General features: G+C 62.9%; 19 protein-coding genes. 7 read left to right on the top strand and 12 right to left on the bottom strand.

The genetic code is table 11. The features are described from left to right. Window positions 1-95: 95 nt before the first annotated feature. The 8 genes from NKI67_RS17320 to NKI67_RS17285 form a co-directional block, all read right to left on the bottom strand. Entirely contained in the window at window positions 96-1,172 is a 1,077-nt protein-coding gene (locus NKI67_RS17320) for an ABC transporter ATP-binding protein (RefSeq protein ID WP_352636736.1), read from the bottom strand. Continuing rightward, complete coding sequence (locus NKI67_RS17315) at window positions 1,169-1,969, bottom strand: ABC transporter permease (RefSeq protein WP_352646108.1); 801 nt, start codon at window positions 1,967-1,969, stop codon at window positions 1,169-1,171. Before NKI67_RS17315 ends, NKI67_RS17320 begins: the two co-directional genes overlap by 4 nt. A 1-nt stretch (window position 1,970) precedes the next feature. Continuing rightward, entirely contained in the window at window positions 1,971-2,831 is an 861-nt protein-coding gene (locus NKI67_RS17310; protein WP_352646149.1) for an ABC transporter permease, read from the bottom strand. A 66-nt stretch (window positions 2,832-2,897) separates the two neighbouring features. Further along, window positions 2,898-3,917, bottom strand: a complete 1,020-nt coding sequence (locus tag NKI67_RS17305) for an ABC transporter substrate-binding protein (RefSeq protein WP_352646106.1) — start codon at window positions 3,915-3,917, stop codon at window positions 2,898-2,900. Between the two features lie 83 nt (window positions 3,918-4,000). After that, window positions 4,001-5,476, bottom strand: a complete 1,476-nt coding sequence (locus NKI67_RS17300; protein WP_352646104.1) for an aldehyde dehydrogenase — start codon at window positions 5,474-5,476, stop codon at window positions 4,001-4,003. Beyond that, entirely contained in the window at window positions 5,473-6,531 is a 1,059-nt protein-coding gene (locus NKI67_RS17295) for an LLM class flavin-dependent oxidoreductase (RefSeq protein WP_352646102.1), read from the bottom strand. The genes NKI67_RS17300 and NKI67_RS17295 overlap by 4 nt, the downstream gene beginning before the upstream one ends. Window positions 6,532-6,536: 5 nt before the next feature. Then, on the bottom strand, window positions 6,537-8,336 hold the full coding sequence (locus NKI67_RS17290) for an alpha/beta fold hydrolase (protein ID WP_352646100.1): 1,800 nt from the start codon (window positions 8,334-8,336) through the stop codon (window positions 6,537-6,539). Further along, window positions 8,329-8,916 (bottom strand): amino acid synthesis family protein, encoded by a 588-nt coding sequence (locus NKI67_RS17285; protein ID WP_023674996.1) that lies wholly within the window; start codon window positions 8,914-8,916, stop codon window positions 8,329-8,331. Before NKI67_RS17285 ends, NKI67_RS17290 begins: the two co-directional genes overlap by 8 nt. A 140-nt stretch (window positions 8,917-9,056) precedes the next feature. Here NKI67_RS17285 and NKI67_RS17280 point away from each other — a divergent pair, with 140 nt between their 5' ends. Continuing rightward, window positions 9,057-9,728 carry a GntR family transcriptional regulator gene (locus tag NKI67_RS17280; protein ID WP_352568657.1) on the top strand — a complete coding sequence of 224 codons (672 nt, stop codon included), beginning with the start codon at window positions 9,057-9,059 and terminating at the stop codon, window positions 9,726-9,728. 196 nt (window positions 9,729-9,924) lie between these two features. Continuing rightward, the gene (gene dusA / locus NKI67_RS17275) at window positions 9,925-10,917 is read left to right on the top strand and encodes a tRNA dihydrouridine(20/20a) synthase DusA (RefSeq protein WP_352568656.1); all 993 of its coding nucleotides are present in this window, start codon (window positions 9,925-9,927) and stop codon (window positions 10,915-10,917) included. A gap of 8 nt (window positions 10,918-10,925) precedes the next feature. Here the strand turns inward: dusA and NKI67_RS17270 are convergent, their stop codons facing one another. Both NKI67_RS17270 and NKI67_RS17265 read right to left on the bottom strand, forming a co-directional pair. Continuing rightward, window positions 10,926-11,630, bottom strand: a complete 705-nt coding sequence (locus tag NKI67_RS17270) for a TIGR02281 family clan AA aspartic protease (RefSeq protein ID WP_023674999.1) — start codon at window positions 11,628-11,630, stop codon at window positions 10,926-10,928. A 13-nt stretch (window positions 11,631-11,643) separates the two neighbouring features. Then, the gene (locus NKI67_RS17265; RefSeq protein ID WP_352568655.1) at window positions 11,644-11,877 is read right to left on the bottom strand and encodes a DUF1289 domain-containing protein; all 234 of its coding nucleotides are present in this window, start codon (window positions 11,875-11,877) and stop codon (window positions 11,644-11,646) included. A 197-nt stretch (window positions 11,878-12,074) separates the two neighbouring features. On the opposite strand from NKI67_RS17265, the gene NKI67_RS17260 reads away from it, so the two are divergent. Next, window positions 12,075-13,073, top strand: a complete 999-nt coding sequence (locus NKI67_RS17260; protein ID WP_352568812.1) for a nicotinate-nucleotide--dimethylbenzimidazole phosphoribosyltransferase — start codon at window positions 12,075-12,077, stop codon at window positions 13,071-13,073. Window positions 13,074-13,077: 4 nt separating this feature from the next. Here the strand turns inward: NKI67_RS17260 and NKI67_RS17255 are convergent, their stop codons facing one another. Further along, entirely contained in the window at window positions 13,078-14,592 is a 1,515-nt protein-coding gene (locus NKI67_RS17255) for a sensor histidine kinase (protein ID WP_352646097.1), read from the bottom strand. Window positions 14,593-14,667: 75 nt separating this feature from the next. Between NKI67_RS17255 and NKI67_RS17250 the strand changes: the two genes are divergently transcribed. The 4 genes from NKI67_RS17250 (at window position 14,668) to NKI67_RS17235 (ending at window position 17,268) form a co-directional block, all read left to right on the top strand. Then, window positions 14,668-15,291, top strand: a complete 624-nt coding sequence (locus tag NKI67_RS17250) for a thermonuclease family protein (RefSeq protein ID WP_352568653.1) — start codon at window positions 14,668-14,670, stop codon at window positions 15,289-15,291. A gap of 41 nt (window positions 15,292-15,332) precedes the next feature. Beyond that, entirely contained in the window at window positions 15,333-15,944 is a 612-nt protein-coding gene (locus NKI67_RS17245) for a glutathione S-transferase (protein WP_352568652.1), read from the top strand. Between the two features lie 13 nt (window positions 15,945-15,957). Then, entirely contained in the window at window positions 15,958-16,575 is a 618-nt protein-coding gene (locus NKI67_RS17240) for a uracil-DNA glycosylase family protein (RefSeq protein WP_502905365.1), read from the top strand. Between the two features lie 201 nt (window positions 16,576-16,776). Beyond that, a complete protein-coding gene (locus tag NKI67_RS17235; RefSeq protein ID WP_023675006.1) occupies window positions 16,777-17,268 on the top strand; it encodes an Lrp/AsnC family transcriptional regulator in 492 nt (163 codons plus the stop codon). Between the two features lie 351 nt (window positions 17,269-17,619). Here the strand turns inward: NKI67_RS17235 and NKI67_RS17230 are convergent, their stop codons facing one another. Continuing rightward, the gene (locus NKI67_RS17230) at window positions 17,620-18,192 is read right to left on the bottom strand and encodes a DUF3299 domain-containing protein (RefSeq protein WP_023675008.1); all 573 of its coding nucleotides are present in this window, start codon (window positions 18,190-18,192) and stop codon (window positions 17,620-17,622) included. Window positions 18,193-18,258 lie beyond the last annotated feature (66 nt).

Below are 18,258 nucleotides of genomic sequence, written 5' to 3'. Positions count from 1 at the left end.
TGACCGAAGCTGATGATGGACCTAACCACAGCTTGTCCCCAAGCACGCTTCCATCGCTGCGAAGCGTTGAAGGGCGGCGATCCACCGCGGCTTAGTCAGGCCGGAAACAGGAATGCAGCAGCGGGATCGAAAAAGACCTGCCGGCTGCAGGGCCACACATCCTGCGATTGCATGGCGGCGGTGGTCGGCCTGATGTCAACCTCCTGTCCAGCGGCGATGCGCGCGACGATCCGCCGGCGCTCGCCGTAAAATGCGATGTCGACGATCTCGACATTCAGTTCCGCGCTCGCCGGGCTCCGCTCCATGCTAAAGGCTTCGGGCCGGATCATCAGCCTGGTCTTCTGGCCTTTGCCGAACGTGCCGTTGGCCCTGACTCCGGATATGACCGAACCGTCTGTCATGCGGATCGTTGTCGTGCCGTTGGTGGTGCCGAGATGTTCGGCGGCGAGGAAATTCGAATTGCCGATGAAGCCGGCGACGAAATCGGTCGCCGGCCTGAGATAGAGATCCTCGCCGGTGCCGGTCTGCTCGATGCGGCCATCGTTGAACAGGGCGATTCGGTCCGACAGATGCAGCGCCTCTTCCTGATCGTGGGTGACGTAGAGAATGGTGACGCCGGTCTGGCGATGGATGCGGCGGATTTCGCCCTGGATTTCCTCGCGCAGCTTCTTGTCGAGCGCCGACAATGGCTCGTCCATCAAAAGGATCGGAGGATCGTAGGCCAGCGCCCGGGCCAGCGCGACGCGCTGCTGCTGGCCGCCCGACAGCGCACCGGGTAAGCGTCCGGCAAAGCTTTCGAGCCGCACCAGGGCCAGCATGTCGGCGACCTTTTTCTTCACATCGGCGTCCGGCCGGCGGCGAACCCGCAGCGGAAAAGCGACGTTTTCGGCCACCGTCAGATGCGGAAACAGCGTGTAGCGCTGGAAGACCATGCCGATGTTGCGCTTGTGCGAAGGCACTGCAAGCAGTGATTTTCCTTCCAGCAAGACATCGCCGGAAGTCGGGTCCTGAAAGCCGGCGATCGCGTAGAGCGTCGTCGATTTTCCCGAACCGGAGGGCCCGAGGAAGGTCAGGAACTCGCCCCTGGGAATGTCCAGCGTGACGTCGTGCACGGCGACGATCGCCCCGAACGCCTTGCGCAGATTGCGAATGGAGAGGAAAGGGTGGGTCATGTCCGGAACTTTCGCTGCAGCAGCGCCGTCATCACCATCAGGGCAAGCGTCAGCCCGACCAGCAGGCTGGAGGCAGCGGCGATCACCGGACTGAGGTCCGACCGCAGACTGCCCCAGATCTTGACGGGCAAGGTTTGCAAGCTGGGGCTGGCCATGAAGATCGCCACCACGACTTCGTCCCACGAGGCGAGGAAGGAAAAGATCGCGGCGGAGAAGATGCCGATCCGGATCGACGGCAAGGTGATCCTGAGCCTGGCCTCGAGCGGGCTTGCCCCGCAGACGATTGCCGCGTCCTCGATCGACTTGTCGAACCCTTCGAGCGCGGTGGCGATCGGAATGATGGCGAAGGGCAGCGCCAGCACGGTGTGGGCGATGACGAAGCCGATGGTGGTGCCGCCGAGGCCAAGGCGAAGGAAGAAGGCGTAGATGGCGATGGCGAAGACAACGACGGGCAGCACCATCGGCGTCAGCAGCAGGCCGCGCAGGATCTCACGTCCGGCAAACCTTCCGCGAACCAGGGCAAAGGAGGCGAGCAGGCCGATCGCTAATGCCAGGATCGCCGTCATGGTGGCGATCCGAGCGCTGGTCAGCGCGGCGTCGAGCCAGGCCGGATCGGCAAAAAGCTCCTGGTACCATTTGAGCGTCCAGCCGGGCGGCGGAAAAGCCAGCCAGCGCGACGAGCCGAAGGAGAGCAGGACAATGAAGACCACCGGCAACAGAAGAAAGCCAGCGACCAGCGCGGTGAAGCCGAGCAGGGCAACCCGTAGCCAACCCATGCGGTCATAGTCGAGCAGCATCTCAGATGCCTCCGCTCGTGCGCCTGGCACCGACAAGGCGCAGCTGCAGTGCGTAGAGAACCATGGTGACGACAAGCAGGATGAAGGCAGCGGCGCTGCCGAGCCCCCAGTTGAGCAGCGACTGGACCATCTGCGCGATCATTTCGGCAAGCATCATGTTCGACGTGCCGCCGAGCAGTGCCGGCGTTACGAAGTAGCCGAGCGACATGACGAAGACCATCAGGCCGCCGGCCGCGACGCCGGGCAGCGACAGCGGCACGAGGATGCGGCGGAACGCCTGGAAAGGGCTTGCGCCGCACAGCGACGCCGCACGCAGCGTCATCGGATCGATCGCCCGTAACGTGCCGACCAGCGGCAGGATCATGAAGGGCAGCATGATATAGACCATGCCGATGGTGACGCCGGTGAGATTGTTGATGAGCGGCAGCGGCTGGTCGATGACGCCGATGGTCATCAGCGTCCGGTTAATGACGCCGGTCCGCTGCAGGAGCACCATCCAGGCATAGGTGCGGGTGAGCAGGTTCGTCCACATCGACAGAATGATGATGCCGAAGATGATCGAGGCCGGTCCCGAAGGCATGATCGCCAGCATCCAGGCGACCGGAAAGGCGACAAGGACCGTGACGATGGTGACCAACGCCGCGACCAGGAATGTGTTGAAGAACACCCGCGCATAGGTGCCGTCACCAAGCAGGGCAGCATAGTTCTGCAAGCCTGGCTCGGGCTCCGTGACACTGCGCAAAAGCAGCGCCAGCACGGGGACGATGAAGAACAGCATAATCAGAATCAGGGCCGGCAGCAGGCCATTGAGACCTGCCGGCACCCGCACCGTTCCAAAGTTCCGGCGTGTTTCGACCGACATGACAGCGACCCGGCTACGGGACGAGACGGCGCGAACCGTCTCGTCCATTGCGGTTCAAGGGCGGGCTTATTTCGCCTGCCAGGCATACCAGCGCGCGGCGATGGTGTCGCGATTGGCGGCCCAGTAGTTCATGTCGAGATTGATCTGTCCGTCGACATGAGCGTCCGGCAGCGATTTCACCGCATCGGCCGGCATCTCTGCCTTGGCCTTGGTGTTGATCGGCGCATAACCGCTGGCTTCGGCAAATTTGGCCTGGCCGGCGGGGCTGCTCGCCGCGGCGAGGAATTTCATCGCCGTATCCTTGTTCTTGGCACCCTTCGGTACCACCAGAACGTCGGCTGCGGTCAGGTTCTGGTTCCAGGAGACGCCGACATCGGCGCCATCCTTGTCCAGTGCGAAGACGCGGCCGTTCCACAGCTGGCCGAACGTTGCTTCGCCGGATGCGATCAATTGCTGCGACTCCGCCCCGCCGCCCCACCAGACGATGTCCGACTTGATGGTGTCGAGTTTCTTGAAGGCGCGATCGAGATCCAGCGGATAGAGCTTGTCCGCCGGAACACCATCGGCCAGCAGCGCGATCTCGATGACACCGGGCGCCGACCATTTGTAGAAGGTCCGCTTGCCCGGGAACTTCGTCAGGTCGAACATGTCGGCCCAGCCGGCCGGTTCACCCGAAACGGCGCCCTTGTTCCAGGCGAGCACGAAGGAATAGTAGAAACTGCCGACGGCGTGATCGGTGGTGAAGCGCGGATCGAGGTCGGCCTTCGGGACGGTCTTGAAGTCGATCGGCTCGAGCAGACCGTCCTTGGCCGCCTTGATGGCGAAATCCATCTCGACGTCGACGACGTCCCAGTTGACACTGCCGCTGTCGACCATCGCCTTCAGCTTGCCGTAGTCGGTCGGGCCGTCCTGCATGACCTTGATGCCGGATGCAGCGGTGAACGGCTCGGCCCAGGATTTGGTCTGCGCTTCCTGGGTCGTCCCGCCCCAGCTGGTGAACACCATGTCCTCGGCTTTTGCGGCCGTCGTTGCCAGAACTGTCGTTGCAATAAATCCGGCAAGGAAGCCGGTGATGATCAGTTTCATGTCGTTCTCCTCTGTTGTTTTCGTTGTTGTCTGTTCGCGATCGGTCGTTTTCGCCTTGATCGCGCATCTCCGGCCAGCGGCGGCTACCGCATGACAAAAGGATCGGGAATCGGGTCGTCGGAGGTGCGTATCCACACCGATTTCGAACGCGTGTAGTCGCGGATCGCATCAAGGCCGCCCTCGCGGCCGAGCCCGGATTGGCCGTAGCCGCCAAACGGAACCAGCGGCGAGACCGCCCGATAGGTGTTGATCCAGACCACGCCGGCATGGATGCCGCGCGCCATGCGGTGGGCTTTTGCCAGATTGGTGGTGAACACGCCGGACGCCAGGCCGAACTTCGTGTCGTTGGCGAGCGAAAGCGCTTCAGCTTCGCCGTCGAAGGCTAGCACACAGAGCACTGGGCCGAAGAGCTCTTCGCGCACGCAGGCAAGGGTCTGATCAGGCGCGTCGATAATCGTCGAGGCGTAATAGAAGCCGTCCGCCATGCCCGCGGGGCGTATGCCGCCGGTGACCAGTTGCCCGCCCGCGGCCAGGCTGTCAGCAATGATCTTCTCTATCCATTCGCGCTGGCGCGAGGTGGCGAGCGGTCCCATTTCGATCGCGGGATCCTGCGGATCGCCAATCCTGATCGCCTCGGCTTTGCGCTTGAGCCGGGCGAGGAATTCGTCCTTCACGGAGCGCTGGACCAGCAGCCGCGAGCCGGCGACGCAGCTCTGGCCGGTGGCAGCGAAGATGCCGGCAACGACCGCGTTGGCGGCGCTGTCCAGATCGGCATCGGCAAACACCACGACCGGGCTTTTGCCGCCGAGCTCGAGCGTCGTGAAGGCGAGGTTTTCCGCCGTATTCCTGACGATCTGCCGAGCGGTCGAGGGACCGCCGGTGAAGGCGACGCGGGCGACGAGCGGATGACTGGTCAGCCGGTGACCGCAATCGTGGCCGAAGCCGGTCAGGATGTTCACGGTCCCGGCGGGAAATCCCGCCTCATGGACGAGTTCGGCGAAGGCCAGCAACGGGGCAGGGCCGTCTTCCGATGCTTTCAGAACGATGGTGCAGCCGGCCGCCAGCGCCGGCCCGAGCTTGACGGCGGACAGGAAGAGCTGCGAGTTCCACGGCACAATGGCGGCGACGACGCCAATTGGCTCCGGCCGGATGGTCACTTCCATGTCGGCCTTGTCGATGGGGACAAACGAGCCCTCGTGCTTGTCGGCCAGCCCGCCATAATAGCGGTAATAGTCGCCGACATAGGCGATCTGGGCGCGGGTCTCGCGGATGATCTTGCCGGTATCGCGCGTCTCGAGTTCCGCCAGCCGGTCGGCATTGGCGACCACCAGATCGCCGAGCCGCACCAGAAGCTTGCCGCGTGCCGTTGCCGTCATTGCCGGCCACGTGCCGGAGCCAAGCGCCCGGTGAGCAGCTTCGACGGCGCGGTCGACGTCATCAGACGATGCAGCGGGCATCTTCGCCCATGGCGCGCCCGTCGAGGGATCGATGCTGTCGAAGGTCGCCGCCACTTCGACGAAGCTGCCGTCAATATAGTTCCTGAATTGAGTGGTGCTCATCGCAATCCAGCTTTCGGCTCGGAAAAGGCCGGCATCACCCTGTCGATGAAGAGCTGCAGCGATTTCTTCTTTCGCGGATGGGAAAGGCCGCTGTCGATCCAGATCGAATACTGATCGTAGCCGAGCGCTTCGTAGGCCTTCAGCCTGGCGATCACCTCGTCGGCTTCGCCAATGACCAGGTTCTGCTTGATCTTGTCAGGCGCATATTGCGGCATGGCCGCGATCTCGTCTTCGGTCAGCGCTTCCATTATGCCCTGGTGCACCGGCTTCTTGTTCTGGAACCAGGCGCCGAACTGGCAGTAGAACTGCGACAGATCCTGCGCGAGCCGGTCAGCCTCCGCGGCATCCTCGGCGACGAAAGTATGCATCAGCAGCATGATCTCCGGCCTTGGTACGTCGGGGTGGGCATTGCGCGCCGCATTGAAACGCTCCATCAGGCTGGCCACTTCGCCATCGCCGGAGGCGAGCGGCGTAACCTGGACGTTGCATTTGCTGGAAACCGCAAAGTCGTGCGAGTTCGGATCGCGTGCGGCCACCCAGATCGGCGGATAAGGCTTTTGCAGCGGCTTGGGCGACGAGGTGGTTGAAGGAAACGACCAGAACTCGCCGGCGAGTTCGAAATCTCCATCCCACAGGCCGCGGATTGCCGGCACCATCTCGCGCATACGCTGGCCGGCACCCCAGGCCTCGAGGCCTGGGAAAAGTCGCTGGTATTCGTAAGCGTAGGCGCCGCGCGCAATGCCGATGTCGAGACGGCCGCCGGTGACGACGTCGGCCATCGCTGCTTCGCCGGCAAGCTTGATCGGGTGCCAGAACGGCGCGACGATGGTTCCTGTTCCGAGCCGGATGCGCCTGGTTTTGGCGGCGAGCCAGGCGATGTTGATGAACGGGTTCGGCGAGATGGTGAATTCCATCCCGTGATGCTCGCCGATCCAGGCAGTCTCGAATCCTGCCTCTTCCGCCTGCAGCACCAACTCCTCCAGCTCGCTGACAAGCTCGGAATGCTGCTTTGCCAGGTCCGATCGCTCCATGTGCACGAAAAGCGAAAACTTCATCGGTTTCACCCGCGGCCGGAAAGAGAAATTTGAGAAGGCGAGGGCTTGGCGAGCGGCCGGACTTCGCCTTCGACCTCGTTGCCGACATAGACGCCGAATGCATCTTCCGTACGTTCGCGCGCATAGCGGGCAAGCATCGAACGCACTGCGGGATCGGCGATCTTCAGATCCGCGATCTTCTCGATGTCGACAAGCCGCATCTGGCGATCGTCGGAATAGGATCCCTCGACCGTTCCGCGATAATAAACATGCGTGCGCCAGGGTTCGGCGGCATTGTCCCACACCGCGAACAGGAAGCCGAGCTGGGCGTCTATGGCCCTGGCGGCAAGGCGCCCCTTGAGGCTGCGCGCATCGTTGGGCGTGCCCAGTCCGCGCCCCGCAGGCAATTCATAAATCCCGTCCGCCGCTTCGACGAACAGCACACGGCCCTCGTTCTCGAGAATGGCGCCGACCTCCGTATCGGGGGGCGCCGCCGCCAGCGCCTCCTGGCTGAGGCCAGGCGTGACGTAGGTGCCTCTGCAATAACCGAGGGGCTGGGCTCCGTTGTGGCTGAAGTCGCGGACGCGGCCGATGAGGATCGAGTGATCGCCAGCATCGACCAGCTGCTCCATGCCGCAATCGAACATCGCAACGGAGCCGTCGATCAGCGGATTGCCGGTCCGGCCCGGTTGCCAGCTCACGGCCGCGAACTTGTCCGCTGCTTTGGAAGCGAAGATGCCGGAATGGGCCTTCTGGTCCTCTGACAGGATGTTGATGGCGAAACCTCTCGACGTCGAAAAAGCACTGTGCCCCAGCGCCCTCTTGGCGATGCAGACAAGCACCAGCGGCGGCTCGAGCGAGACCGAGGTGAAGGAGTTGGCGGTGAAGCCGCGCGGTTCGCCTTCCGCGCTGATCGTGGTGACGATGGTGACGCCGGTCAGGAACGAGCCGAGTGCGCGCCGGAATTCGCCGCTGTCAAAGACTGCATCCGTCTCCGGCTTCACGCCAGAGTCTCCTGCCGTGTCGAGAAATTCCATGATGTGTTTGGTCACTTTTTCAGGTGAAGCCATTGCCATCATGTGCCTTTCTCCATTGAGCACGAGGCATTGACCGTGCGGCGCAAGCCTCGCCATCGCCGCCGACATGGCCGGGGTCGAATTGCTGTCTTGCGACCCGGTCATGAACAGGGCTGGTGCGGCAAGACCGGGGAGAGCATCGGCATGCTCGGCATCGGCACGGGCAAAGAGGCGATAGGTGCGCGCGTAGCCTTCGGGTTCGACCCTTTCAAGGGCGGCGCGCGCTGTGGTGGCCGCCCCGATAAGGTTCGCCGGCAGCGGGTCGCCGAACCAGCGGGCAAGCGTAGCCGCAATGGCGGAAGGGTTGCCACGAGGGCCAAGCGCGGCCGCCCGCTCGCGCACGGCCTGCGTCAAGGCCGCGGGGCGGCGGAACACCGCGTTGAGGCACACGATGGCGCGAACGCGCAAAGGGGCGCGAAGGGCGATTTCCAGTGCGACCAGCGCGCCCATCGAATGGCCGACGATCGACACCGACGCCACGCCAAGATGGTCGAGCAGGCGAACCGCCTGATCGGCGAAATCCGACAGGCTGGCTTCTTCCGGCGGCAGCGGTGAAACGCCGTGGCCGAGCATGTCGATGGCGATCAGGTCATGATGGTCTTTCATCGCCGCGATCTGATCGTGCCAGATCGCGGCGTTCATGCCGACACCGTGAATGAGCAGAACCGGCGCGCCGGAGCCGGCGCGGATGAAGCCGGTGCCGTCCGGAGCCGTGTCCCGGACCCATGCGGTGGCAGCGACGTCAGCCATGCAGGTCTCCGACCTCCTTGAGGTCCTGATAGCGGTCGCCGATACGATGGTGCGGGCGGCCACCAATCGAAGCGCCAAGCGCCACTACCAGCTCATCGGGCGCTGGCGCGTCGCCGATTTGGAAATGTACGGTCAGATAGTGGGAGCGGCGGCCTTCGTCGTTCTTGTCCATCAGCGGGATCATGATCGGGGTGTTCGGCCCTCCGCGCAGATTGGTGAAGGCGAGATAGGTCTTGGCGCCGACCGCGCGACGGTAATGGTTGCCGAAATGCAGCGTATGGATCAGCGCCGATGCATGCTCGATCTCGCCCGCCGTGCCGCAGACCGCGGCCTTGCCATAACCCTCTATCGCCTCGCCGGAACCGGCGACGGCGATGATTTCGCGGGTCAGCAGTTCACCGAGGACGGGAGCAATAGCGCGGATCTCCGGCGACAGGTCGTCGGTGAAACCGCGGCCGGCCCAGGGATTTGTCAGCACAGCCGCGACACCGATCAGACGCAGCGGTTTTGGGGCTTCCTTGCCGCCCTCGATTAACGTGTTCTCGATGTACGTGACGATCTTTCGAATGGCTGGTTTCATGAAAGTCCTCGGTCGCCACGGCGCTGTGCAACGCCGAAATCTTTACATCATCTTATGGTATACCATACTATGGAGCACCAGAAGCCTTGTCAATCGGCTATGGAATCTGTTTTGTGGCCGGATCGGGGTAGGGAGAGAAAATGTCAGGCGATACGCTGCGGATCGACCGCTCTGCCAAGACGCTGAGAACGCTGGCGCTGGAGCGCATGCGTGAAGCGATCATGGGCTTCTATTTCCAGCCTGGTGAAAGGCTGGTCGAGCGGCCGCTATGCGATCAGCTCGGGGTGAGCCGTTCCGTCGTGCGCGAGGTCCTGCGGCAGCTGGAGGCGGAAGGCCTGGTGCAGATGATACCGGGCCACGGACCCGCCGTGGCCAAGCCGGATCTCGGCCGCACCGACGAAATCTATGAATTGCGGGCGCTGCTCGAGGGCATCGCGGCGCGGGCTTGCGCCCTAACGGCCACGGACGCGCAGATCGCTTTGCTCGATGCCGCCTTGAGGAACCTGCTTGAGGCGTGGGCGTCCGGTGCGCCTGTCGAGGTGATGCGGGCAACGACCAAGTTCTACGAAACGCTGTTCGAGGCGGCGGACAAGCGCATTGCCTGGGAAATCGTGACGGGGCTGAATGTCCGCATCAACCAGCTCCGCTCAATGACGATCGCGTCGGAGAACCGCCGCGAGCCGGCGATCGCCGAAATGACCGAAATCATGGATGCAATCCGGTCGCGCAAGCCGGACGAGGCGGAGGAGGCGGCGCGGCGGCATGTCGAATCCGCGTGGCAGATCGCCCGCAACACGCTTCGCCTTGGCTGACTGGTATGCCGCCGGCGGTCCATCGTTCCACGGCAGGCATCTAACTGGTGCGTACAGTGACATGTGTGACATGCCAATTTGCTTTCAGTTGCGGCGGCAAAATCGTATATCGGGTCAGTTAGGTGTGCATCTCTTGCCAAATTGCTCTGTCATTCGAACGGAGTATCGGACGGACTGAGACAGAAAAAATAGTAAAATGAATATGTTACGCCACAAAGTTGCCGTGGCGCCGATGATGGATTGGACGGACCGGCACTGCCGGTTCTTCCATCGCCAGCTGACGCGCGAGGCGCTACTCTATACCGAGATGGTGGTGGCCGATGCGGTCATCCACGGCGCACGCGAGCGGCTGCTCGGCTTCGACGACAGCGAACATCCGGTTGCGCTGCAACTCGGCGGCGCCGATCCGGGAAAGCTGGCCGAGGCGGCGCGCATCGGCGAAACCTTCGGCTATGATGAAATCAACCTCAATGTCGGCTGCCCGTCCGACCGCGTCCAGTCGGGCACCTTCGGCGCCTGCCTGATGAAGACGCCCGTGCTCGTCGCGGATTGCGTCGCGGCAATGAAGGCGGCGGTGAAAATACCGGTTACCGTCAAGTGCCGCATCGGCGTCGATGAGCAGGATCCGGAACCGGCACTCGATGCGTTGGCCGATGCTGTTTTCGCGGCCGGCGCCGACGCGCTGTGGGTGCACGCCCGCAAGGCCTGGCTGGAAGGACTGAGCCCAAAGGAAAATCGTGACATCCCACCGCTCGACTATGACCGCGTCTATCGGCTGAAAGCCAGAAAACAAAACAAATTCATCGGCATCAACGGTGGCATTCAATATCTCGCAGAGGCGCTGACGCATCTCGACCATGTCGATGGCGCCATGCTCGGCCGCGCCGCCTATCACACGCCAGGGATACTGACCGGCATCGATGCCGCGTTTTACGGCAGCACAGCTGAGTCGTTCGATTTTGCCGCACTGATCGATGCCATGGCGGATTACGCGTCACGCCATATCGAGCAGGGCGGACGGCTCGGGCATGTCACCCGGCACATGGTCGGGCTGTTTCACGGCCTGCCCGGTGCACGCCGCTATCGGCAGATCCTGTCCACCGAGGCGACAAAGCCCGGTGCCGGACCGGAGGTGATCAAGACGGCTTTCGCAGAGGTCGATTTCGGCCGGACCGCAGAGGCGGCCTGAGGAAAAACTTAATCCCGCAAAATCATGCGATCGCCGCGTACGTCGAAACCCGATAGCGAGCCGATGAAATTCATACCGAGAAGGCTCTGGCCGAGCGTGCCTGGTGCGGCGATCATGATGGGCATGTCCTTGCGCACGATGCCGCCGATCGACAGTTCGTCGGTTCGCACCGCCGCCGCGCGTGTCATGCCATTGGCGGTAGAGATCGGTATGGTGAAGCGGAGAGCCGCCGAATTGAACCCGACCGCCAGAGCGTCCTCGGCGGTCAGCACGGTGCTGGTCGCGCCGGTATCGACAACCGTCAGGATCGGCGTGCCGTTGATCGTGACGCGCGCTTCGAAATGGCCGCTGCCGGCCTTGTCCAGGGTGACGGTGGCATGGCCTTCTTCCACGCCCAGCGCCAGCGGACTGCCGGGAACAAGGCCGGCGGTGACGCGGCTGGCGAAATCCTGCAACTCATAGCGGTACTGATAGCCGGCGATCAGCGCCAGCACGATGGCACCCCAGGCGCCGAGGCTGCGGGCCATGGTGCCCAACGGCCTGCCCGATCTGACCAGGCCGGCGCCGACGAGTGCCGCTAAGGCGCCAAGCCAGATCAACTGGCTGAAATCGTAATTCTCAATGCCGAACGTACTGCCGGCGGAATCGTTGAGCATGAGCAGGAGCACACCCGCCCCGATCGCGACGATCAGAATCCACAACAGTCGGTTCATCTCTGCGGCCGGTTCACGAGAGGGCGTCGCGTTCGCGTGCCATGCGGCTGCGACGGGTTTCCCGGCGGGGGCGTCGCTCGACCGTTTCCAGCCTTGCCGGCAGCTCGGCCATGACGCTGCGGCGGGTTTGCGGGGACATGTCGATCCAGGCGGCGATTTCCTCGCGCGTGCGCCCGCAACCGAAACAGAAGCCGGTTTTCATATCGATCGAGCAGACCAGGATGCACGGGGATTCAATGGCCGTCATAAGGATTTCCTTGGCTAGCCTCCACATGGTGCAACGACAAAGTCAATGCAAGCCCTCCGGGAAGCGCCGCCAACGAATGCTTTCGCGTCAATACCGCCAAGTTGTACCAGGCCTGGAGGTTGTGCCGGCTTGAGGTTGTGCCGGCTGGCCAAGGCGGCTATGCCGCTCACCAATTCACACGGACGATCGCCATCGATATGACCAGCGCGCTGCCTTTCGACGATTTTCGCGACCTCCTGGTGAGCCTGCCGCCGGGAGATATGGCGGCCAAGGCCCGCGTGCGCCAGTTGTTTGCCAAGGCAGACAAGCCCGAAGGCTCGCTTGGCCGCATCGAGGACATCGCCGCCTGGCTTGCCGGGTGGAGCGGCCGCGCGCCGCCGGCGGTGACGCGGCCATTGGTGGCGATCTTTGCCGGCAATCATGGCGTCACCCGCCACGGCATTTCGCCGCGCCCCGCCGCCGCCACGGCAAATGCAGTCGAGCTCTGCGCCGCCGGCGGTGCAGCAATCAACCAGATCTGCATCGCCAACGATCTCGGCTTGAAGGTGTTCGATCTGGCTCTGCACATCCCGACAGCCGACATTACCGAGGATGCGGCACTGGACGAGCGCGGTTGTGCCGCTACCATGGCCTTCGGCATGGAAGCGATTGCCGGCGGCACCGACCTGCTTTGCCTTGGTGACCTCGGCGTCGGCAATTCGACTGTCGCTGCGGCCCTTTGCACGGCACTGTTCGGCGGCACCGGCGCCGACTGGGTCGGTCCTGGATCAGGGGCGGGCGCGGCGATGCAGAGGCGCAAGGCGGAGGTGGTCGATGCCGCGGTCGCGTTTCACGGCGCGAGCCTCAAGGACCCGCTGGAAGCGCTGCGCCGGGTCGGCGGGCGGGAATTCGCCGCGATCTGCGGCGCCATTCTGGCGGCGCGGATGCAGAAGATCCCGGTGCTGCTCGATGGGTTTGCGGTGACTGCCGCCGCTGGTGTCCTACATGCCGCCAACCCCGCCGCGCTCGATCATTGTCTCCTCGCAAGCCTGTCGCCGGAGCCTGGTCATGCCAAGGCCGCCGAGCGCCTCGGCCTTCGCCCGCTGCTCGATCTGGGCGTCAGTCAAGGCGACGGGGTAGGGGCGGCTCTTGCCGCCGGCCTGGTCAAGGCGGCCGCGCTGACCAGCTCCGGCATGGCAGCCGCGGTCCGCGGTTAAGCATTCAGCGCCGGCGCGAGGCAACCGCCTTGGTCGGCAGCGCCGGCAGTTCCTCCATCACCCGGCTCAGCGGGAAGATGGCGATCGCCTCGGTGCCTTCGCGCAGCCTGGAATGGAGCTGGAATTCGCCGCCATGCATGGCCAGCAAGCCTTGCACGATCGGCAGGCCAAGCCCGGTGCCCTGTTCGGCGCTCTTGATGGCGATCGAGCCCTGGCCGAAGGCCGAAAGCACGATCGGAATCTCGTCTTCCGGTATGCCCGGCCCATTGTCCTTGACGGAGAGATATTGCCCGCCGCCCGCCGTCCAGCCGACGCGCACGCGGATTTCGCCGCCGGTGGCGGTGAACTTGATGGCATTGGACAACAGGTTGAGCGCAATCTGCCGCACCGCGCGTTCGTCGGCGAACAAGCGCGGCAAGGCGTTTTCGAAATCCTGGACGATGCGGATGTCCTTGTTGCGCGCCTTCAGCTCCATCATGTGGCAGCAATCCTCGACGACGGAGAGCAGCATCATCGGCTCCTCGTTGAGCTGGTAGCGGCCCGCTTCGATGCGCGACAAATCGAGGATTTCGTTGATCAGGTCGAGCAGATGCTGTCCGGAGTCGTGCACGTCACGGGCATAGTCGCGATAGGTCGGGTTGCTCATCGGGCCGAGCACCTCGTTGGCCATCACTTCGGAAAAGCCGAGAATGGCGTTGAGCGGTGTGCGCAGTTCGTGGCTCATCGAGGCCAGGAAACGCGATTTCGCCAGATTGGCGTCTTCCGCCCGCCGCCGTGCCTCGTCCGACATCGATTTCGCCGTCTCCAGTTCGGCGATCAGCGCATCCTTTTCGGAGCGGAACGACAGCAGCATCAGCGAGGAACGGTTGAGTTGGCGCGCCACATAGGCGAAGAACGGCAACGAGGAGATCAGCAAGCCTGCCATGATCACTTCGACCGGCATCCATAATTTCGCACTGGCAAAAGCATAGATGGCGACCGGGAGGGCGAAGGTCGCCAACAGCGCACCGCGCAGGGACGAGGCCAGGATCGCGGTTGCCGACATGGCGAGCAGCAGCACCACCGCCTTGGCGACCTGGAACTGATCCATTTGGCAAGTTTCGCAGCCGAGCCATGCGAACCAGGCCCAGCCAAGCCCGCACAGAAAATGGCCGATCAGGAAATCCCTATGCGTTTCCAGCGGGTTGAGTTCGGACGCTTGCGTGACGCGTCTGGCCATGAATGCAACGATGGTATAGCAGATGAATGTGAACAGCGCCCAGACGCCGATCTCCTTGCCGATGCCCGCGAGCAAGCCTGCCGCGGCCGTTGCCAGAACGAGCAGCGGAATGACGATCACGCCGCCGGTCATCGAAAGCGCGTGGAGCTTCAACAGCTCGCGGTCGAAGTCGGGATTTCCGGCTTGCTGCGAAAGACGGTCGCGCGTCTTGCGCACCGCGCGCGCGACATCGCTGTTGCGATGGCGTTTCCTGCGGTCCACAATAAACTTGTCCGCCGTGGTCGAGCGTTGCAGGGGCATGAAGTCTTCAATTTACGCGGGCAGCAATTTCAAATCGTTAAGCTACGTTCGAATGATTAACCAACGGTTTGCCATATGAGCCGTTCGTGGTCGCGATGGCCGCGCCAGCGATACTATGCGCCACGTCCGCGAAGCCTGTGGCGCCGACTAATGGACTATGGGCTGATACTCATCGTGCTCGGCCTGGCGATCCTCCTGGCGGCGCGCCTCGACCGGATCGAGACGCGCAAGACGGAGGGCGCGGCCACCGTCAATGACGGCGATAGCATCACGCTCAGTGGCGAGCGTATCCGCATGCGTGGCATCGACGCGCCGGAATATTCGCAAATCTGCCGCAAGGACGGTGCCGACTATCCTTGCGGCAAGCTCGCGCGGCAGTCCCTGGTGCGGTTGATCGGCGGCAAAGCCGTCTCCTGCAGCGGCTGGCAGCGCGACCGCTACGGCAGGCTGCTCGGCGACTGCAAGGCCGGTGGCAAGGATCTCAACCGCGCACAGGTCGAGGCCGGCTGGGCGGTCGCCTTTGGCGATTTCGAGACCGAGGAAGCTGCTGCGCGCGCGGGCAAAGCCGGCATCTGGGGCGGAACTTTTGACGAGCCCAAGAACTGGCGCGAGAACCACGGCCACGAGCTGGTCGAAAGAAAGCACGGCACCTTGGCGTCGATCGGCGATGCCTTGCGTGAAATTTTTCGCTTCTGGTGAGTTGTGCCTATAGTTCGTCGGGACGGACGAGGAGGATGGAGATGAAGCTGTTCGACGGCGGGCGCGCGCCCAATCCACGTCGGGTTCGGATTTTTCTGGCCGAAAAGGGACTTCAGGTTCCGCTGGTGCCCGTCGACATGGGCGCGCTAGAGCACAAAGAGCAGCCGGTCAGCTCGCGCAATCCGCTGAAGCGTCTGCCGGTGCTCGAGCTCGATGACGGCACCATCATCACCGAATCCGTCGCAATCTGTCGTTACTTCGAGGAACTGCACCCCAAGCCGGCTTTGTTCGGGGATGGGGCGCTCGGCAAGGCAATCGTCGAGATGTGGCAAAGACGTGTGGAGTTCAATCTGTTCGGCTGCGTCGCCGCGGCGTTCCGGCATATCCACCCCGCAATGAGGGAATGGGAGATCCCGCAAATCCCCGAATGGGGCGAGGCCAACAAGCCGAAGGCGATCGAATTCCTGAGGTTTCTGGACACTGAGCTCACCGGCAGGGAATTCGTCGCCGGCGATGCCTATTCGATCGCCGACATCACCGGGCTGGTCGCCATCGACTTCATGAAGCCGGCTCGCATCAAGGTACCCGAAGAGTGCACCAACGTGCTGCGCTGGCATCAGGCAATCTCGAGCCGGCCGAGTGCCGCCGCCTGACAATGAATTCCGAATGAGCGAAGAGCTGGAAGCCTTGACGGCGCGGGTACGCGCCTGCCGCATCTGCGTCGATAACCCGGCCGGCAAGCCGTTGCCGCACCAGCCGCGTCCGGTGCTCAGGCCATCTTCGAGCGCCCGCATCCTGATCGCCAGCCAGGCGCCGGGTACCAAGGTCCACGTGTCAGGCATGCCGTTCACCGACGCCTCCGGCGACCGGCTGCGAAGCTGGCTGGGCGTCGGCAGCGAGGAATTCTATGACACGGACAAGTTTGCCATCGTGCCGATGGGCTTTTGCTTTCCCGGTCAGGACGCCAAGGGCGCCGACCTGCCGCCGCGCCGCGAATGTGCGCCGGCATGGCGCACATCGCTGATGGCGCTGATGCCGCAAGTCGATATGGTGCTGACGATCGGCATCTACGCGCAAAGCTGGCATATGGGCGCGGCGCGCCGTCCCTCGCTGACGGAAACGGTCATGGATTGGCGTGCCATCTGGGCGGCGGCAACCGACCCGAAAGTCCTGCCGCTGCCGCACCCGTCCTGGCGCAACACCGGTTGGCTGCAGCGCAATCCATGGTTTGAAATGGATTTGCTGCCCTTTCTGAGATCGGAAATCCGCTATCGCCTCGGCTAGGCATTCAGCAAGAAATCACTCGCTTTCGCACTATGCGGCAGAATTTCTTTCTTGTAATAGGCTCGAGCAAGAGGGATTATGGTAATCCATTCCTCGAAGCGCGCCGCGCATGAGGGGACGCGCGTTAAATTCTTGTTTTTATGCATGTCGTTGTGCCAAGGCCGCTGCGCACTTGGACGACTTGCATCAGGGGAGCACCCAATGGACCGCCTTGATAGAAAAATTCTCCGCCTCCTGCAGGAGGATGCGACGCTTGCAGTCGCCGACGTCGCCAAGAAGGTCGGCCTGTCGACGACGCCGTGCTGGCGGCGCATCCAGAAGCTCGAGGAAGAGGGCGTCATCAAGCGGCGCGTCGCCATCCTCGATCATGAAAAGGTCAATGTGCGGGTCACGGTGTTCGTCTCGATCCGCACCAATTCGCACAGCCATGAATGGCTGCGGCGCTTTTCGGAGGTCATCCAGGAATTCCCGGAAGTGGTCGAATTCTATCGCATGAGCGGCGACGTCGACTATCTCTTGCGCGTCGTGGTGCCCGATATCGCCGCCTACGACGCCTTCTACAAGCGGCTGATCGCCAAGATCGAGATCCGCGACGTGTCGTCTTCCTTCGCCATGGAGCAGATCAAATACACGACCGAAATGCCGCTGGATTACATGATGCTCGACAAGGAGTCCGGCGCGAACGCCGCCTGAAGCCCGATTGATTTGTGAGGTCGGGCGCAACCGGCTCCAGCACCCGCCCAGCCTGCTGCAGAGATGACAGTTGACGGAGCAAACTCTAATATTCGGTTTTCGCAACGAGGGCACCGACAGTGTTCGTTTGATAGTCGAGCCGTGGGCGGAAGAATTTGACATCCCAGGAGAATCGGCGGCTGAAATATCGATATTTTTCACGGCGCCAGGTAGGATAGACAGCCAGCATACTCATGGCACGTTTGTGATATGGCTTTGGGAGGGGTGCCGCGCGATGGTATCCATAGATGGAACGGATTGCACGAACTCCATGCTTATTCCAGTTCCGTCTATTCCTTGAGTTAGCCCCGCTTAGTTCTTCTTTTTGTTGAGGAAACTCCAGGGCGAGTTGACCGGCAGTGTGATCGTGTCCGGCACGGTGTCGACATTGACCACCTCGGCCTTGCGCACGGTGTAGCCCGACTGGATGACGCTGACGCCGTCAAGGATGAAAAGCTGGCTCTTCTCCATGCCCGGCCGTAATGCGCCGGTCACCGAAACCGGCTGGTAGGCCTCGGACATCCTGTAAGGGTGTGCAGGCGTGACGAGGACGATCTGGTTGGGCGGCGGCGTCGGCATGTGGCTGCAGGCTCCCGTCCACGGCACCAGCAGGAATTGGTAGACGAGATCACCATCGCGGTCGACTGGCAGCGCATAGCCTGCGAGTTGCACGGTCTTGTCCTGCAAGTTGAGTGAGAGCGTCTCGCCATGATCCGGCATTTTGGCCGCGATCATTGGCAGTCCGACGCTTTCGGCGGCTGCCTGGGTCGCCGGGCGCAGATCCTTCCAGAAAATATGCATCGTCCCGGCGCAAGCGCTGTCTGCCACAATGGACACGAACACCGCGGCCGCCAGGATCGCTCCTGATTTGAGACGGTTGCTCATTGCTGCTCCATTGTTGAGCCTTGATCAGCGGCCTATGCCAGCAAGTAAAGCTGCCGCTGTCGCCAA

Origin of the sequence: Mesorhizobium sp. M0408 (assembly GCF_040321495.1) — a bacterium.
Classification (GTDB): Bacteria; Pseudomonadota; Alphaproteobacteria; order Rhizobiales; family Rhizobiaceae; genus Mesorhizobium.
This window is presented reverse-complemented; position numbering and strand designations above follow the sequence as displayed.

Coding starts and splice junctions, on each gene's coding strand:
- NKI67_RS17320 (WP_352636736.1), bottom strand. CDS start 1,172: ATGACCCACCCTTTCCTCTCCATTCGCAATCTGCGCAAGGCGTTCGGG.
- NKI67_RS17315 (WP_352646108.1), bottom strand. CDS start 1,969: ATGCTGCTCGACTATGACCGCATGGGTTGGCTACGGGTTGCCCTGCTC.
- NKI67_RS17310 (WP_352646149.1), bottom strand. CDS start 2,831: ATGTCGGTCGAAACACGCCGGAACTTTGGAACGGTGCGGGTGCCGGCA.
- NKI67_RS17305 (WP_352646106.1), bottom strand. CDS start 3,917: ATGAAACTGATCATCACCGGCTTCCTTGCCGGATTTATTGCAACGACA.
- NKI67_RS17300 (WP_352646104.1), bottom strand. CDS start 5,476: ATGAGCACCACTCAATTCAGGAACTATATTGACGGCAGCTTCGTCGAA.
- NKI67_RS17295 (WP_352646102.1), bottom strand. CDS start 6,531: ATGAAGTTTTCGCTTTTCGTGCACATGGAGCGATCGGACCTGGCAAAG.
- NKI67_RS17290 (WP_352646100.1), bottom strand. CDS start 8,336: ATGGCTGACGTCGCTGCCACCGCATGGGTCCGGGACACGGCTCCGGAC.
- NKI67_RS17285 (WP_023674996.1), bottom strand. CDS start 8,916: ATGAAACCAGCCATTCGAAAGATCGTCACGTACATCGAGAACACGTTA.
- NKI67_RS17280 (WP_352568657.1), top strand. CDS start 9,057: ATGTCAGGCGATACGCTGCGGATCGACCGCTCTGCCAAGACGCTGAGA.
- dusA (WP_352568656.1), top strand. CDS start 9,925: ATGAATATGTTACGCCACAAAGTTGCCGTGGCGCCGATGATGGATTGG.
- NKI67_RS17270 (WP_023674999.1), bottom strand. CDS start 11,630: ATGAACCGACTGTTGTGGATTCTGATCGTCGCGATCGGGGCGGGTGTG.
- NKI67_RS17265 (WP_352568655.1), bottom strand. CDS start 11,877: ATGACGGCCATTGAATCCCCGTGCATCCTGGTCTGCTCGATCGATATG.
- NKI67_RS17260 (WP_352568812.1), top strand. CDS start 12,075: ATGACCAGCGCGCTGCCTTTCGACGATTTTCGCGACCTCCTGGTGAGC.
- NKI67_RS17255 (WP_352646097.1), bottom strand. CDS start 14,592: ATGCCCCTGCAACGCTCGACCACGGCGGACAAGTTTATTGTGGACCGC.
- NKI67_RS17250 (WP_352568653.1), top strand. CDS start 14,668: ATGAGCCGTTCGTGGTCGCGATGGCCGCGCCAGCGATACTATGCGCCA.
- NKI67_RS17245 (WP_352568652.1), top strand. CDS start 15,333: ATGAAGCTGTTCGACGGCGGGCGCGCGCCCAATCCACGTCGGGTTCGG.
- NKI67_RS17240 (WP_502905365.1), top strand. CDS start 15,958: ATGAGCGAAGAGCTGGAAGCCTTGACGGCGCGGGTACGCGCCTGCCGC.
- NKI67_RS17235 (WP_023675006.1), top strand. CDS start 16,777: ATGGACCGCCTTGATAGAAAAATTCTCCGCCTCCTGCAGGAGGATGCG.
- NKI67_RS17230 (WP_023675008.1), bottom strand. CDS start 18,192: ATGAGCAACCGTCTCAAATCAGGAGCGATCCTGGCGGCCGCGGTGTTC.